The 16,394-nt window shown below is 60.5% G+C and carries 16 protein-coding genes; 9 read left to right on the top strand and 7 right to left on the bottom strand.

All coding sequences use genetic code 11. The annotated features are described in order from the left end of the window. Positions 1–63 precede the first annotated feature (63 nt). Both HX812_RS08830 and HX812_RS08825 read left to right on the top strand, forming a co-directional pair. Complete coding sequence (locus tag HX812_RS08830; protein ID WP_038849300.1) at positions 64–1,926, top strand: FAD/NAD(P)-binding protein; 1,863 nt, start codon at positions 64–66, stop codon at positions 1,924–1,926. A 337-nt stretch (positions 1,927–2,263) separates the two neighbouring features. Beyond that, positions 2,264–3,889 carry a glucan biosynthesis protein D gene (locus tag HX812_RS08825; RefSeq protein ID WP_038847770.1) on the top strand — a complete coding sequence of 542 codons (1,626 nt, stop codon included), beginning with the start codon at positions 2,264–2,266 and terminating at the stop codon, positions 3,887–3,889. A 41-nt stretch (positions 3,890–3,930) separates the two neighbouring features. On the opposite strand, the gene HX812_RS08820 is transcribed toward HX812_RS08825, so the two are convergent. From HX812_RS08820 to HX812_RS08810, 3 genes are all read right to left on the bottom strand, one after another. Continuing rightward, positions 3,931–4,116, bottom strand: a complete 186-nt coding sequence (locus tag HX812_RS08820) for a hypothetical protein (RefSeq protein WP_038847769.1) — start codon at positions 4,114–4,116, stop codon at positions 3,931–3,933. A gap of 270 nt (positions 4,117–4,386) precedes the next feature. Next, positions 4,387–5,493 carry an NADH:flavin oxidoreductase/NADH oxidase gene (locus tag HX812_RS08815; protein WP_038847765.1) on the bottom strand — a complete coding sequence of 369 codons (1,107 nt, stop codon included), beginning with the start codon at positions 5,491–5,493 and terminating at the stop codon, positions 4,387–4,389. A 127-nt stretch (positions 5,494–5,620) separates the two neighbouring features. Further along, positions 5,621–7,522, bottom strand: coding sequence for a potassium transporter Kup (locus HX812_RS08810; protein ID WP_038847763.1), 1,902 nt, complete (start codon positions 7,520–7,522; stop codon positions 5,621–5,623). A 289-nt stretch (positions 7,523–7,811) separates the two neighbouring features. On the opposite strand from HX812_RS08810, the gene rimO reads away from it, so the two are divergent. The 5 genes from rimO (at position 7,812) to tsaA (ending at position 11,742) form a co-directional block, all read left to right on the top strand. Next, positions 7,812–9,152, top strand: coding sequence for a 30S ribosomal protein S12 methylthiotransferase RimO (gene rimO, locus HX812_RS08805; protein ID WP_003231334.1), 1,341 nt, complete (start codon positions 7,812–7,814; stop codon positions 9,150–9,152). A 104-nt stretch (positions 9,153–9,256) separates the two neighbouring features. Continuing rightward, on the top strand, positions 9,257–9,730 hold the full coding sequence (locus HX812_RS08800) for a GNAT family N-acetyltransferase (RefSeq protein WP_038847761.1): 474 nt from the start codon (positions 9,257–9,259) through the stop codon (positions 9,728–9,730). A gap of 71 nt (positions 9,731–9,801) precedes the next feature. Beyond that, a complete protein-coding gene (locus HX812_RS08795) occupies positions 9,802–10,512 on the top strand; it encodes an rRNA pseudouridine synthase (protein WP_038847759.1) in 711 nt (236 codons plus the stop codon). Between the two features lie 69 nt (positions 10,513–10,581). Then, positions 10,582–11,043 carry a DUF1456 family protein gene (locus tag HX812_RS08790; protein ID WP_032893248.1) on the top strand — a complete coding sequence of 154 codons (462 nt, stop codon included), beginning with the start codon at positions 10,582–10,584 and terminating at the stop codon, positions 11,041–11,043. Positions 11,044–11,046: 3 nt separating this feature from the next. Then, positions 11,047–11,742, top strand: coding sequence for a tRNA (N6-threonylcarbamoyladenosine(37)-N6)-methyltransferase TrmO (tsaA, locus tag HX812_RS08785; protein ID WP_038847756.1), 696 nt, complete (start codon positions 11,047–11,049; stop codon positions 11,740–11,742). Positions 11,743–11,881: 139 nt separating this feature from the next. Here the strand turns inward: tsaA and fpr are convergent, their stop codons facing one another. After that, positions 11,882–12,661: a ferredoxin-NADP reductase gene (gene fpr, locus HX812_RS08780; RefSeq protein ID WP_003189055.1), complete on the bottom strand. Its 780-nt coding sequence runs from the start codon at positions 12,659–12,661 to the stop codon at positions 11,882–11,884. Positions 12,662–12,784: 123 nt separating this feature from the next. Between fpr and HX812_RS08775 the strand changes: the two genes are divergently transcribed. Further along, on the top strand, positions 12,785–13,711 hold the full coding sequence (locus HX812_RS08775; RefSeq protein WP_003189054.1) for a LysR family transcriptional regulator: 927 nt from the start codon (positions 12,785–12,787) through the stop codon (positions 13,709–13,711). Between the two features lie 3 nt (positions 13,712–13,714). On the opposite strand, the gene HX812_RS08770 is transcribed toward HX812_RS08775, so the two are convergent. The 3 genes from HX812_RS08770 to HX812_RS08760 form a co-directional block, all read right to left on the bottom strand. After that, positions 13,715–14,077 (bottom strand): diacylglycerol kinase, encoded by a 363-nt coding sequence (locus HX812_RS08770; protein WP_003172176.1) that lies wholly within the window; start codon positions 14,075–14,077, stop codon positions 13,715–13,717. A gap of 75 nt (positions 14,078–14,152) precedes the next feature. Next, a complete protein-coding gene (gene erdR, locus HX812_RS08765) occupies positions 14,153–14,803 on the bottom strand; it encodes a response regulator transcription factor ErdR (RefSeq protein WP_003189050.1) in 651 nt (216 codons plus the stop codon). A gap of 139 nt (positions 14,804–14,942) precedes the next feature. Then, on the bottom strand, positions 14,943–15,662 hold the full coding sequence (locus tag HX812_RS08760) for a tRNA-uridine aminocarboxypropyltransferase (protein WP_038847867.1): 720 nt from the start codon (positions 15,660–15,662) through the stop codon (positions 14,943–14,945). A gap of 179 nt (positions 15,663–15,841) precedes the next feature. Here HX812_RS08760 and HX812_RS08755 point away from each other — a divergent pair, with 179 nt between their 5' ends. Further along, the gene (locus tag HX812_RS08755) at positions 15,842–16,282 is read left to right on the top strand and encodes a PA3611 family quorum-sensing-regulated virulence factor (protein WP_010212685.1); all 441 of its coding nucleotides are present in this window, start codon (positions 15,842–15,844) and stop codon (positions 16,280–16,282) included. The last annotated feature ends 112 nt before the right edge of the window (positions 16,283–16,394 follow it).

Here is a 16,394-nt window from a genome sequence, read left to right as displayed (position 1 = left end):
CGATTTAACCCGGCATCCTCCCTGGGTGCCGGGAACCTATAACAATAATTTTCAGGATCCCCCATGGATATCACCCGCCGCGACTTCCTTAACGGCGTCGCTGTCACCATTGCCGCCGGCATGACCCCGCTGCAAATCCTGCAAGCCGCTCCCGATGGCCGTTACTACCCACCCGCCCTCACCGGCCTGCGCGGCAGCCATGCCGGCTCGTTCGAAGTGGCGCACCAGATGGGCTGGGAAAAGAAGGTGTTCAACACCGACGCACTGCCGATCACCGAGGACTATGACCTGGTGGTCGTGGGCGGCGGCCTGAGTGGTTTGTCGGCGGCGTGGTTTTACCGCGAGAAGCACCCCAAGGCGAAGATCCTGATCCTGGAAAACCACGACGACTTCGGCGGTCACGCCAAGCGCAACGAATTCCAGGCCGGTGGCCGCATGATCATCGGCTACGGCGGCAGCGAGGCGTTCCAGTCGCCCAACCACCTGTACAGCAAGGCAGTGAACGGGTTATTGAAAAAGCTCGGGGTGAACATCAAGCGCTTCGAAACCGCCTTCGACCGCCAGTTCTACCCAGGCCTTGGGCTTTCGCGCGGGGTGTTCTTCGACAAGGAAAACTTCGGCGAAGACAAACTGGTCACCGGCGACCCGACGCCGATGGTGGCCGACGATATTGCACCGGACCAGTTGAATGCCCGCGCCATCCGCGACTTCATCAATGACTTCCCCTTGCCAGCGGCCGACCGCCAGGCCTTGATCGAACTGCACACCGCGCCCAAGGATTACCTGCCGGGCAAGACCGCCGAAGAAAAGGCCGACACCCTGGCTACCACCAGCTACCGCGATTTCCTGCTCAAGAACGTAGGATTGTCGGAAGGCGCAGTGAAGTACTTCCAGAGTCGCACCAATGATTTCATGGCGTTGAGCATCGATGCCGTCGCTGCTGCTGACGCTTATAGCGTGGGTTTCCCAGGCTTTACCGGGATGAACCTGGCGCCGATCAGCGAAGAAGCGGCAGCGGAAATGGAAGAGCCCTACATCTACCACTTCCCGGATGGCAATGCCTCGGTGGCGCGGTTGCTGGTGCGCAGTCTGATTCCGGGCGTGGCGCCAGGGCACACCATGGACGATATCGTGCTGGCGGCGTTTGACTACGCCAAGCTCGACCAGCCCAAGGCGGCCGTGCGCTTGCGCTTGAACAGCACGGCAGTCAGCGTGCGTAACGTCGGCAGCAGCGTGCATATCGGCTACAGCCGGGGCGGACAACTCGCACAGGTGCGCGGCAAACGTTGCATTCTGGCCTGCTACAACATGATGATTCCGTATCTGCTGAAAGACCTGCCCGCAACCCAAGCCCAAGCCCTGAGCCAGAACGTGAAGTACCCGCTGGTGTACACCAAGGTGGTGATCCGCAATTGGCAGTCGTTCCAGAAGTTGGGCGTGCATGAAATCTACGCGGCGACCCAACCCTACAGCCGGATCAAGCTGGATTACCCGGTGAGCATGGGCGGCTACGACCACCCGCGCGACCCGACGCAGCCGATCGGCTTGCACATGGTCTACGTACCCACCAGCCCCAACAGCGGCATGAACGCCCGCGACCAGGCCCGCGCCGGACGCGGCAAGCTGTATGGGCAAACGTTCGAGCAATTGGAAGCGCAGTTGCGTGACCAGTTGCAACGCATGCTCGGGCCAGGTGGGTTCAACCATGAGACCGACATTCTGGCGATCACTGTCAACCGCTGGTCACACGGTTATGCGAGCTTCTCCAACAGCTTGTTCGACGATGCGGACCAGAGCGAAGCGTGGATGAACCTGGCGAAAAAGCCGGTGGGGCATGTGAGCATCGCCAACTCGGACGCGGCGTGGAGTGCGTATGCGCATGCGGCGATTGATGAGGCTTACCGGGCAGTCGGTGAAGTGAGCTGAAATACAGTCTAAATGTGGGAGCGGGCTTGCTCGCGAATACGGTGGATCAGTGAAAGATGTATCAGCTGACACACCGCATTCGCGAGCAAGCCCGCTCCCACATTTGATCGTCATAAGGTTCAAGGAAAGTGTTCGGCCACAGCGCTGGAAATGTCTTGTCGCACTTGCTACGCCATCACCCCGCTATCAATCAATTTTCCTACGTCATCGAACCGCTTAAGCTATCCGGCGTCTGTTTATTGTCCGTTGCGTTTGGTCGAAGGCATGTCCGAACCGTAATTTCTGATCCGCTACGTGCCAGGAACGGCGCGGGATTTGCTCACGACAGGTTGTCTCTATGCACCGCAGGAATTTGCTTAAAGCGTCCATGGCCATTGCGGCTTACACCGGTTTGTCGGCCAGCGGCCTGCTCGCCGCCCAGGCCTGGGCCGGGAACCGTGCCGCCGATGGCAAGGCCGTGGCGTTCGATTTCGAATCGCTCAAGGCCCAGGCCAAACAACTCGCCGGGAGCGCTTACAAGGACACCAAACAGGTGCTGCCGCCGACGCTGGCGACCATGACCCCGCAGAATTTCAACGCCATCGGCTACGACGGCAATCATTCGTTGTGGAAGGAGTTGAACGGCCAACTGGACGTGCAGTTCTTCCATGTCGGCATGGGTTTCAAGACGCCGGTGCGCATGCACAGTGTCGACCCCAAGACCCGCGAAGCGCGTGAAGTGCATTTCCGCCCGTCGCTGTTCAACTATGAGAAAACCACAGTCGATACCAAGCAGTTGACCGGCGACTTGGGTTTCTCGGGCTTCAAGCTGTTCAAGGCGCCGGAGCTGGACCGCCATGATGTGCTGTCGTTTCTCGGCGCCAGCTACTTCCGCGCGGTGGACAGCACCGGGCAGTACGGTCTTTCGGCCCGCGGCCTGGCCATCGACACCTACGCGAAAAAGCGCGAGGAGTTCCCCGACTTCACGCAGTTCTGGTTTGAAACCCCGGACAAGAACGCCACCCGCTTTGTGGTCTACGCCCTGCTCGACTCCCCGAGCGCCACGGGTGCCTACCGTTTCGATATCGACTGCCAGGCCAACCAGGTCGTGATGGCGATCGACGCACACATCAATGCACGTACCACCATCGAACAACTGGGCATCGCACCGATGACCAGCATGTTCAGCTGCGGCACCCACGAGCGGCGCATGTGCGACACCATCCACCCGCAGATCCACGATTCGGACCGCCTGGCCATGTGGCGTGGCAACGGCGAGTGGATCTGCCGCCCGCTGAACAACCCGGCCAAGCTGCAATTCAACGCCTTTGCCGACAAAGACCCGAAAGGCTTCGGCCTGGTGCAGACCGACCATGAGTTCGCCAGTTACCAGGATACGGTGGACTGGTACAGCAAGCGCCCAAGCCTGTGGGTCGAACCGACCACTGCGTGGGGCGAAGGCTCCATCGACCTGCTGGAAATTCCTACCACCGGTGAGACCCTGGATAACATCGTGGCCTTCTGGACCCCGAAAAAACCCGTGACGGCCGGCGACTCGCTCAACTACGGCTACAAGCTGTACTGGAGCGCCCTGCCACCGGTGAGCACACCGCTAGCCCAAGTCGACGCGACCCGTTCAGGCATGGGTGGCTTTACCGAGGGTTGGGCACCGGGCGAGCACTATCCACCCGTGTGGGCGCGCCGTTTTGCCGTGGACTTCAAGGGCGGCGGCCTGGATCGCCTGCCACCGGGCACCGGGATCGAGCCGGTGGTGACCTGCTCCCATGGCGAAGTGAAAGACTTCAGCGTGCTGGTGCTGGATAACATCAAGGGCTACCGCATCCTGTTTGACTGGTACCCGACCAGCGACAGCGTGGAGCCGGTGGAACTGCGCCTGTTCATTCGCACCCAGGACCGCACCTTGAGTGAAACCTGGTTGTACCAGTACTTCCCGCCGGCTCCGGACCAGCGTAAGTACACCTGATCGTCCCTTGCAGGAGCTGGCAAGCCAGCTCCTGCAAGTGCTCAGAACCGCGACACACTCTTCATCGCCCCAATCAAATAGCGCATCGCCACCTGATCGTTTTCGGTCAGGGCGCGATATTGCGCCAGCAGTTCAGCTTCATCCGAACTCAGCCTTCGACCACGCAAAGACACCCTGCGGGTCAGAAAAGACGCCACCACCCCCGCTACACCATAGGACTTGGCCATGGACTGCTTCTCCTGATATCCATCAAATACTCCCGTTGCCCATAACCACCTCCCATGAAGCGCAATGCCTCAGTGAGCAAACCGACTGACTTCCTGGGCCAGAAATCAGACTTACCCTAAGCGTAGAAACCTTCTTGCCGAGCGTGCGACTTTTTTAGAGTAATCACTTAAATATTTTCTTCGGTAACAAATACCTACAGTCATTTCCCACTGGGCAGTCGTAAAAAAACCCACCGGATCAGGGTGGGTTCTGGTGCGGCGTGCAACGGTCTAATCCCTCAAGTCAGACTCATGGATCGGCTGGTCGCGGTGCGTGGCACGCTGGTACTGCGCCGGCCAAATAGCCTTGCGCCCGCCCAGGTCATCGTCGGCATGCAGCGGCCAGTAGGGGTCACGCAACAGCTCACGGGCCAGGAAGATGATATCGGCCTGGCAGGTACGCAGGATGTGCTCGGCCTGGGCCGGCTCGGTGATCATGCCAACGGTGCCGGTGGCCATGCCTGACTCTTTGCGCACGCGCTCGGCGAAGCGCGTCTGGTAACCGGGGCCGGTAGGGATCTCGGCGTTGGCGGCAGTGCCACCGGACGAGACGTCGATCAGGTCCACCCCCAAGTCCTTCAGGCGACGCGCCAGCTCCACGGTTTCATCGGGGTTCCAGCCGTCTTCCACCCAATCGGTGGCCGACACCCGCACAAACAACGGCAGCTCCTGGGGCCAGACTTCACGCACGGCCTGGGTCACTTGCAGCACCAGGCGAATGCGGTTTTCGAACGAGCCGCCGTACTGGTCCTGACGCTGGTTGCTGATGGGTGAGAGAAATTGATGCAACAGGTAACCATGGGCTGCGTGGATTTCCACCACTTCGAAGCCTGCGGTCAACGCGCGCTTGGCGGCGGCGACAAAATCGGCGATCACTTGCTGGATCTGGCCTTCGTCCAATGGCTTGGGCTGGGTGTGCTGAGGGTCGAAGGCAATCGGCGATGGCCCTACCGGCGTCCAGCCGCCATCCTCCGGTTTGACGCTGCCGTGCTTGCCGATCCAAGGCCGGTGAGTGCTGGCCTTGCGCCCGGCATGGGCCAATTGGATGCCGGCCACCGCCCCCTGGGCCGCAATGAAACGTGTGATGCGTTGCAGCGGTTCGATTTGTGCGTCATGCCACAAGCCCAGATCCTGGGCGGTGATGCGGCCATCGGCAGTCACGGCGGTGGCTTCGGTGAAAATCAGCCCGGCGCCGCCGACGGCACGGCTGCCGAGGTGTACCAGGTGCCAGTCATTAGCCAGGCCATCGACGCTTGAGTATTGGCACATGGGCGACACGGCGATGCGGTTGAGCAGGGTCAATTGACGGAGGGTATAAGGTTCGAGCAGCTGACTCATGGCGCACCTCTTCTGGGTTCTGTGGGCACTATTCAAACAGTGCTTAGAGCCTAGTCGACAACGCTGGATTGCACAGGGTTCAGAACGAAAAGCGGGAGCCGATTGCCGGCCCCCGTGTTGCAACAGCTTACATTTCGACCTGGGTGCCCAGCTCGATCACCCGGTTTACCGGGAGTTTGAAGAAGCGCAGGTTGCCGTTGGCGTTCTTCAACATAAAGGCGAACAAGGCTTCGCGCCAACGGGCCATGCCCTTGATCCGCGAGGCGATGACCGTTTCGCGGCTGAGGAAGTAGGTGGTGCGCATCGGGCTGAAGTCCAGGTCATCCAGGTGACACAACTTCAACGCCTCTGGCACGTCCGGCTCATCGGTGAAACCGAAGTGCAGGATCACGCGGAAGAAGCCTTCGCCGTAGGCATCCACCTCGAACCGCCGTGCGGCCGGTACGCGGGGAATATCCTCGTAGACCACCGTCAGCAGCACCACTTGCTCATGCAACACCTGGTTGTGCAGCAGGTTGTGCAACAGCGCGTGGGGCACGGCGTCCGGGCGCGCGGTGAGGAACACGGCGGTGCCCTGCACGCGATGAGGCGGCTGCACGCGGATGCTGCTGATGAAGATCGGCAGCGGCAGGCCGCCTTCGTCGAGACGCTCCACCAGCAACTGCTTGCCGCGCTTCCAGGTGGTCATCAGCACAAACAGCACGATGCCCGCCAGTACCGGGAAGGCGCCGCCCTGGATGATCTTCGGCACGTTGGCCGCGAAATACAGACCGTCCACCAACAGGCAGCAGACCAGGACCGGAACGGCCAGGATCGGCGGCCATTTCCACAGCAACAGCATCACTGCCGACACCAGAATGGTAGTCATCAGCATGGTGCCGGTCACTGCCACGCCGTAGGCCGATGCCAAGGCGTTGGACGACTCAAAACCCAGCACCAGTAGGATCACACCCACCATCAGCGACCAGTTCACCGCGCCGATGTAGATCTGGCCCTGTTCGGCGCTGGAGGTGTGCTGAATGTGCATGCGCGGGATGTAGCCCAGCTGGATCGCCTGGCGCGTCAACGAGAACGCGCCGGAAATCACCGCCTGGGAGGCAATCACCGTGGCCAGTGTGGACAACACCACCAGCGGGATTAGCGCCCAGCTCGGCGCCAGCAGGTAGAACGGGTTGCGCGCGGCTTCCGGGTCACCGAGCAGCATGGCGCCCTGGCCAAAATAATTGAGCACCAGCGCCGGCAGCACCAGGATGAACCAGGCGCGGGCGATGGGTTTGCGGCCGAAGTGGCCCATGTCGGCATACAGCGCTTCGGCGCCGGTCAGTGCCAGCACCACCGCGCCCAGGATGGCCACGCCAATGCCAGGATGCGCCTCGAAGAAGCGCACCGCCCACATCGGGTTCATCGCACTGAGCACTTCAGGGTGCAGGGTGATGCCATACACACCGAGGCCGCCCAGCACCAGGAACCAGGTCACCATCACTGGCCCGAAGAGCTTGCCGATGTGGTCGGTGCCATGTTTCTGGATCAGGAACAGCGCCACCAGCACCACCAAGGCAATGGGCACGACCCATTTCTCCAGGCCGTCGAAGGCCAGTTCCAGGCCCTCAACTGCAGACAATACGGAAATCGCCGGGGTGATCATGCTGTCGCCGTAGAACAGCGCCGCGCCGCACAGGCCACACACCACCAGGAAACTGCGCAACTTCTTGCGCTCCCCCGCCGCCCGTCGTGCCAGTGCCGTGAGCGCCATGATGCCGCCCTCGCCCTGGTTATCGGCGCGCAGCACGAACAGCATGTACTTGATCGACACCACCCAGATCAGCGACCAGAAGATCAGCGCCAGGATCCCCAGCACGCCGTCATGATTGACCTGAACCCCATAACCGCCGTTGAACACCTCTTTAAGGGTGTAGAGCGGGCTGGTCCCGATATCGCCGTAAACCACCCCGACCGCTGCCACCAGCATGCCAATCGGCTTGGCGTTTGACTGCTCGGCACCTGCTGCCTGATTACTCGCGTGACCCATCAACCACTCCTGCCCTTTGACCTGCGGTCTTTTATTAACAACGCGTCTAAGCTGACCCTAGCATGCGCTGTTTTACTTCTCGTAACAGACGTTTTGTTGACCTTAGGACATTACCTACGCGCAACGGCGCGAAGCATAGCGCAGCACTCGTCGCATTTCCCTGCATAAAGCTGGTCAAGTGCGTTGCCCGTCGCTAGAATTGCGCACTTTTTGATCAGAGGCGCACCAAGCGCCCGTCCGCAGCCTTGTCGTGCCCGACTGGCGGCGTCATTCAATACCGAGGTTAGACATGTCCACCACCATCGCAAAAGCCAACCCCAAGGTTGGCTTTGTTTCCCTGGGTTGCCCGAAGGCGCTTGTCGACTCCGAGCGCATCCTTACGCAACTGCGTATGGAAGGCTACGACGTTGTGTCCACTTACCAGGACGCTGACGTGGTGGTGGTCAACACCTGCGGCTTCATCGATTCGGCCAAAGCGGAATCCCTGGAAGTGATCGGCGAAGCGATCAAGGAAAACGGCAAGGTCATCGTGACCGGCTGCATGGGCGTGGAAGAAGGCAATATCCGCAACGTGCACCCGAGCGTGCTGGCGGTGACCGGTCCGCAGCAGTACGAGCAGGTGGTCAACGCCGTGCACGAAGTGGTGCCACCACGCCAGGACCACAACCCGCTGATCGACCTGGTGCCGCCGCAAGGCATCAAGCTGACCCCGCGCCACTACGCATACCTGAAGATTTCCGAAGGCTGCAACCATAGCTGCAGCTTCTGCATCATCCCGTCGATGCGCGGCAAGTTGGTCAGCCGTCCGGTCGGTGACGTGCTCGATGAGGCCCAGCGCCTGGTCAAGTCCGGCGTCAAAGAGCTGCTGGTGATCTCCCAGGACACCAGCGCCTACGGCGTCGATGTGAAGTACCGCACCGGCTTCTGGAACGGCGCGCCGGTGAAAACCCGCATGACCGAACTGTGCGAAGCCCTCAGCAGCCTGGGCGTGTGGGTACGCCTGCACTATGTTTATCCGTACCCGCACGTGGACGAGCTGATCCCGCTGATGGCCGCCGGCAAGATCCTGCCGTACCTGGACATCCCGTTCCAGCACGCCAGCCCGAAAGTGCTCAAGGCCATGAAGCGCCCGGCGTTCGAAGACAAGACCCTGGCGCGCATCAAGAACTGGCGCGAGATCTGCCCGGAGCTGATCATCCGTTCGACCTTCATCGTCGGCTTCCCCGGCGAAACCGAAGAAGACTTCCAGTACCTGCTGGACTGGCTGACCGAAGCCCAACTGGACCGCGTCGGCTGCTTCCAGTACTCGCCGGTGGAAGGCGCACCAGCCAACCTGCTGGACCTGGCCGTGGTGCCGGACGACGTCAAGCAGGACCGTTGGGAGCGTTTCATGGCGCACCAACAGGCCATCAGCTCGGCGCGCCTGCAACTGCGCATCGGCAAGGAAATCGAAGTGCTGATCGACGAAGTCGACGAGCAAGGTGCAGTCGGCCGTTGCTTCTTCGATGCGCCGGAAATCGACGGTAACGTGTTTATCGACGATGCCAGCGGGTTGAAGCCGGGCGACAAGGTCTGGTGCACCGTGACCGATGCCGACGAATACGACTTGTGGGCTGAAAAGCGTGACTAAGCCGTAAATAAACTGAAAAAGCCCCGCCTCTGGACAAGATGCGGGGCTTTTTTAGGTCTATCGTTTTGCCCATCGACGCCAATCATCGGCAAGGGGCAGCGGGCATGCGTCAGCATTCGGTTATCCACACACCTAAAACCAGCGACTACACGCAATTGGCACAAATCTGGGAAGACTCGGTCCGTGCCACCCATGATTTTCTACCGGACAGTTACATCGTATTGCTGAAGAACCTGGTGCTGACGCGTTACTTGGACGCTGTGATGTTGATCTGCACCAAAGACCCGCGTCAGCGTATCACCGGGTTTGCCGGCGTGGCGTCGGGCAAGGTGGAGATGCTATTCATCGCCCCCAAGCACCGGGGCGAAGGCCTGGGTCGGCAACTGCTGCGCTATGCGATCGAGCACCTGAACGCCGATCAGCTGGACGTCAACGAACAAAACCCCCAGGCCTTGGGTTTTTACTTCAAACAGGGTTTCGAAGTGATCGGACGCACGGAGCATGACGGCTTGGGGCAGCCCTATCCGTTGTTGCATATGCGCTTGCGCCAGGTGCAGCAGCAAGCCAGTCAAGGCTAAATGAAATGGGGCCGGGATTAACCGCGCCCACACAGGTACAATAGCCGCCCCCTTTTGCTACGGCCCTTGTCATGACTGACCCCATACGCCTCTCCAAACGCCTTATCGAACTGGTCGGTTGCTCCCGTCGGGAGGCTGAGCTGTTCATCGAAGGCGGCTGGGTCTCGGTGGACGGTGAAGTGATCGACGAACCGCAGTTCAAGGTCACCACCCAGAAGGTCGAACTCGACCCGGACGCCAAGGCCACCGCGCCCGAGCCCGTGACCATCCTGCTGCACGCCCCGGCTGGGGTAGATGCCGAAACGGCCATGGCGTCGATCAGCGCCGACACCCTCTCGGAAGAACACCGCTTCGGCAAGCGCCCGCTCAAGGGCCACTTCCTGCGCCTCACCGCCAGCGCCGACCTGCAAGCCAAGGCCAGCGGCCTGCTGGTGTTTACCCAGGACTGGAAGATCCTGCGCAAGTTGACCGCCGATGCCGCCAAGATCGAGCAGGAGTACGTGGTGGAAGTGGAAGGCGACATGGTTGCCCACGGCCTCAATCGCCTGAACCACGGCCTGACCTACAAAGGCAAAGAGCTGCCGGCGGTCAAAGCCAGCTGGCAGAACGAAAACCGCCTGCGTTTTGCGATGAAAAACCCACAGCCAGGCGTGATCGCGCTGTTCTGTGAAGCGGTTGGCCTCAAAGTCGTCGCCATCCGTCGTATCCGCATCGGCGGCGTGTCCATCGGCAAGGTGCCGGTTGGCCAATGGCGTTACCTGTCCGGCAAAGAGAAGTTCTAAGCCGCTACCCTTTCCTCGACACCGCCTCTTTTGCGCGGTGTCCTCAGTTGAATACCAGGATTGCCCACCATGATTCACAACGACGTACTGCGCAGCGTGCGCTACATGCTCGACATCAGCGACAACAAGATGGTCGAGATCATCAAGCTCGGCGGCATGGACGTGACCAAGGACGACCTGCTGACCTACCTCAAGAAAGACGAGGAGGAAGGCTTCGTGTTCTGCCCGGATGAAGTCATGGCGCACTTCCTCGACGGCTTGGTGATCTTCAAGCGCGGCAAGGACGAAAGCCGTCCGCCGCAGCCGATCGAGACCCCGGTGACCAACAACATCATCCTCAAGAAGCTGCGCGTGGCCTTCGAGCTGAAAGAAGACGACATGCACGCCATCCTCAAGGCCGCCGAGTTCCCGGTGTCCAAGCCTGAACTGAGCGCGCTGTTCCGCAAGTTCGGCCACACCAACTACCGCACCTGTGGCGATCAGTTGCTGCGCAACTTCCTCAAGGGCCTGACCCTGCGGGTGCGTGCTTAAGCCATGAGCTACAACGTCTCGCCCGTCGGCTTCGTGCGCTCCTGTTTCAAGGAGAAGTTCGCCATCCCACGCCAACCGCAACTGGCGCCTGCCGCCCGTGGTGTGCTGGAGCTGGTGGCGCCGTTCGACGGCGGCGAGGCCGTACAGGGCCTGGAGCAGGTCAGCCATGTGTGGCTGTTGTTCCTGTTCCATCAGGCGCTGGAAGACAAGCCACGCCTGAAAGTGCGCCCACCCCGCCTGGGCGGCAACACCTCCATGGGCGTGTTTGCTACCCGTGCGACCCATCGCCCGAATGGCATTGGCCAGTCAGTGGTGAAGTTGGACAAAGTGGAGCCGGGACGGCTGTGGATCTCCGGGATTGATCTGCTCGATGGCACACCGGTGCTGGATATCAAGCCGTATGTGCCGTATGCCGACATGGTCGACACGGCGACCAACGACATCGCGAGCGCCGCGCCGCAGCTGATTCCAGTGCAGTGGCTGAAGACCGCCCTGCAACAGGCACAAGGCCATGCGCAGCGCCTGGGCGAGCCACTGGTGGAACTGATTGATCAGTGCCTGGCACAGGATCCACGGCCGGCTTATCAGACGCCGGGGCCGGAGCGGGAATATGGCGCGCAGTTCTGGGATGTGGATGTGCGTTGGCACTATCCCGAGCCTGGGGTGATTTGTGTACTGGAAGTACTCCCAGCCCACTGAAGAAACCGGAAACAAAATGTGGGAGCGGGCTTGCTCGCGAAATTGGTGTATCAGTCCATAACTCTGTCGACTGACACTCCGCTTTCGCGAGCAAGCCCGCTCCCACATTTTTTTGATCAGTGTTGTTACTGACCCAGCATTACTTCTCGACGAACGCACGCTCGATCAAGTAATCACCCGGCTCACGCATCCGTGGCGAAACTTTCAGGCCGAAGCTGTTCAACACTTCGCTGGTTTCGTCCAGCATGCTTGGGCTACCGCACAGCATGGCGCGGTCGTCCTCGGGGTTGATCGGTGGCAGGCCGATGTCGCTGAACAGCTTGCCGCTGCGCATCAGGTCGGTCAGGCGGCCTTCGTTTTCGAACGGCTCGCGGGTCACGGTCGGGTAGTAGATCAACTTGTCACGCAGGGCCTCGCCGAAGAATTCGTTCTGCGGCAGGTGCTCGGTGATGAATTCGCGGTAGGCGACTTCGTTGACGTAACGCACGCCGTGGCACAGGATCACCTTTTCAAAGCGCTCGTAGGTTTCCGGGTCCTGGATCACGCTCATGAACGGCGCCAGGCCAGTACCGGTGCTGAGCAGGTACAGGTGTTTGCCCGGTTTCAAATCGTCAAGCACCAGGGTGCCCGTCGGTTTTTTGCTGATGATGATCTCGTCGCCTTCCTTCAAGTGCTGCAATTGGGAAGTCAGCGGGCCATCCGGCACCTTGATGCTGAAGAACTCCAGATGCTCTTCCCAGTTCGGGCTGGCAATGGAGTAAGCGCGCATGAGCGGGCGGCCGTTGGGCTGTTGCAGGCCGATCATCACGAACTGACCGTTCTCGAAGCGCAGGCCCGGATCGCGGGTGCACTTGAAGCTGAACAGAGTGTCGTTCCAGTGATGAACACTGAGGACACGCTCGTGGTTCATGTTGCTCATGTACGGGGGACTCCTGGAAATGGGTCTGCGCCAAATGTAGTTGCGCAATTGCACAGCATTCTAATGGCGGCGACAATATCTGTTAACTGGATTATTAAGATAAGGGTTATCGGTTATATCGATATGCGATTTACTCTCCGTCAACTGCAAGTCTTCGTCGCCGTCGCCCAGCAGGAAAGCGTCTCACGCGCTGCTGGCCTTCTGGCCTTATCTCAATCCGCCGCCAGCACCTCGATCACCGAGCTGGAGCGCCAATCCAGCTGCCAATTATTCGACCGCGCGGGCAAACGCCTGAGCCTCAACGCCCTCGGTCATCAGCTATTGCCCCAGGCAGTGGCGCTGTTGGACCAGGCCAAGGAGATCGAGGACCTGCTCAACGGCAAGTCCGGCTTCGGTTCCCTGGCGGTCGGCGCCACCCTCACCATCGGCAATTACCTGGCAACGTTGCTGATCGGCAGCTTCATGCAGCAACACCCCGAGAGCCAGGTGAAACTGCATGTGCAGAACACTGCGCATATCGTGCATCAGGTGGCGCACTACGAAATTGACCTAGGTCTAATCGAAGGCGACTGCAGCCACCCGGATATCGAGGTGCAAACCTGGGTGGAGGATGAACTGGTCGTGTTCTGCGCGCCGCAACATCATTTAGCCAAGCGCGGCGTGGCAACCATGGACGAGTTGACCCATGAGGCGTGGATCCTGCGGGAACAAGGCTCAGGCACACGCCTGACCTTTGACCAAGCCATGCGCCATCACCGCAGTGCGCTGAATATTCGCCTGGAGTTGGAGCACACCGAAGCAATCAAGCGCGCGGTGGAGTCGGGGCTGGGGATTGGCTGTATTTCACGACTGGCCCTGCGCGACGCATTCCGGCGTGGCAGCCTGGTACCGGTGGAAACTCCGGACCTGGACCTGGCCCGGCAGTTCTACTTCATCTGGCATAAGCAGAAGTACCAGACCTCGGCGATGCGCGAGTTCCTGGAACTGTGCCGCGCCTTCACCGCCGGGGTTCAGCGCAGCGACGAGATCGTGCTGCCGAGCATTGCCTGAGGGTTAGATCAGGATCACGGCCCAGACCAGGGTGATCATGGTCAGCGCAACGAATTGCGCGGCGCTGCCCATGTCCTTGGCGTTTTTCGACAGCGGGTGGCGGTCAAGGGAAATGCGGTCGATTGCCGCTTCGACTGCCGAGTTGAGCAACTCGACGATCAACGCCAGCAGGCACACGGCGATGAGCAACGCACGCTCGACCCGGCTCACATTCAGGAAGAAGCTCAATGGGATCAGGATCACGTTGAGCAACACCAACTGGCGGAACGCCGCCTCGCCGGTGAAAGCCGCACGCAGGCCATCCAGGGAATAGCCCCCAGCATTGAAGATACGTTTGATACCGGTTTGACCCTTGAAAGGCGACATAGACGTAGGCAACTGAACCAAAGAAGTGGGGAAACTAGATCACGCCAAGTCAAAAAAGCGTGAATCGATGACAGCTTAATGCTGCGAAATTGACTCAAGTTGTTGCAAGAGCAGCGCCGCCTGGGTGCGGGTACGCACGCCCAGTTTGCGGAAGATCGCCGTGACGTGGGCCTTGATGGTGGCTTCCGATACGCTCAACTCGTAGGCAATCTGCTTGTTCAACAAGCCTTCGCAGACCATGGTCAGCACCCGGAACTGCTGCGGTGTCAGGCTGGCAAGGCCATCGCGGGCGGCCTTGGCTTCGTCGGACACGTTGATTTCTTCAAACGCTTGCGGCGGCCAGGACACATCGCCATCCAGCACGGTGCGTACGGCTTTCTGGATATCTTCCATCGCACTGGACTTGGGAATGAAACCGCTGGCGCCAAACTCCTTGGAGCGCACCACCACGTCGGCTTCTTCCTGGGCCGAGACCATCACCACGGGGATCTGCGGGTACTGGCCGCGCAACAGCACCAAACCGGAGAAACCGTAGGCACCGGGCATGTTCAGGTCGAGCAGCACCAGGTCCCAGTCGGATTTCTCGGTAAGGCGGGCTTCCAGCTCGGCAATGCTGGCCACTTCAACCAGGCGGACGTCCGGGCCAAGGCCCAAGGTCACGGCCTGGTGCAACGCACTGCGAAAAAGCGGGTGGTCATCGGCTATCAGGATTTCGTATGTGGCCATTGATTAAATGATCCTGTTTTTTAGGGGTGCCCTGATCGGCGCCCAGCATGCCCAGCGTAGCCTGGGGGGTCAAGCGCTACGCCCGTGGGCATTTTAGCGGGTTGCGGGGTTGGGGTGCCATCATGCAAACGTCGTCTGGTTATACCGTCGCAATATAGGGAGCAAGGCGCGTATGAACAGTATCCGTCGGATCCAGCGGCATCTGGAACTTGGCGGCCAGGTAATGGGTGCTGAACACATCCAGGTAGGCGTCCAGGACTTCACTGGCCACCAGGTCATCGGCCAGCTCAAGGCATAGAGCAGCGACTTCGGCGGTGCAGAAGTGGTCGTCGCGCTTGGAACGGCGCAGTTTGTAGCGCGATAGCTGCTCGGGCGCCAGGCTGAGCACCGGCAAATGCTCCAGGTAGGGGCTTTTGCGGAACATTTTGCGCGCTTCGCTCCAAGTGCCATCCAGCAGGATGAACAGCGGACGCTTGCCCTCCTCTACCTTCACCTCGCTGACGACGCGCTCCGGTGCGACGAATTCGCCGGGGAACACGATATAAGGCTGCCACTGCGGGTCGGCCAGCAATGTGAGCAGGTCTGGATCGACCTCGGTACGTGACCAGGCGAACGCGGTGGTGTCGTCGATCACATCGGCGATCAGCCAGCCTGTATTGCTGGGTTTCATGGGTTCCACGTCATGCATCAGCAGGCACATCGCTGAAGTGGCGGCGACGTTGGGCCGCCAGGCACACAGGCAGTACTCAGGAATGACCCGGCAGCCGGGGCAGCGCTCGGCACGTGAACCACGGTTGAGGAACGGCCGGACGGCACGGGCCAGACGCTGGGTGCGCAGACGGGAAACGGCGTGGCTCATCGGATGCGCCGGTGGGACGGGTAGATCGACACGGTGAAAACTCGTGGACGGCTGAAGTGGCGGCAGTTTACCAGCGATACGCCTGGCTGTAGTGGCAAGGGCTCACCTATAATTGCGCGCCACTGAACGCACAGCGCAGTGGCTGGTCTATGCACCAGTAACCGAATCAGGAGAGTTTCATGCTGCGTTCCATGCTGCGCCTTGTCGCCCCATCCGTCGCCCTCGCGCTGGTATTGCCCGTGTGCGCCCAGGCGGCCTCGCTGCTGGAGGCCCAAATGAACCGCAAGCTGCAAAGCGTCGCGGCTGAGAGCAACAAGGACCTGCCCCGGGAAATCGACGAAAAGACCCTGGAAGTGGCCTACACCGTTGAAGGCATGCAACTGATCGACCACCTGAGCGTCTTGCCCGACCGCGCCGAACAGATGCGCGCCAACCCCAAGGCGGTGTACTTCCAGCTCGGTCAGAGCGTGTGCCTGAACAAGGGCTACCGCGAGCTGATGGCCAAGGGTGCGGTGATGCGTTACGAAATCACTGAGAACAAGACCAACCGTCCTGTGGCCTCGGTGAAGTTCGTGGAAGCGGATTGCCCGGCACCGGCTGCGGCAAAAAAGAAAAAGTAACGGCTTGACCTTCGCGTGCTGCCGTTCGGTGGCGCGCACTCCCCCCCGCTTCAAGTGCTTCCAGACAGCTAGACTCCGTATTGAGCGACCAATAAGTGGTTGCCAGCCAACG

This window comes from Pseudomonas sp. IPO3749, assembly GCF_013386605.1.
Classification (GTDB): domain Bacteria; phylum Pseudomonadota; class Gammaproteobacteria; order Pseudomonadales; family Pseudomonadaceae; genus Aquipseudomonas; species Aquipseudomonas azotoformans_A.
The sequence above is the reverse complement of the archived record's forward strand: the minus strand, read 5'-3'. Positions and strand labels throughout refer to the sequence as shown.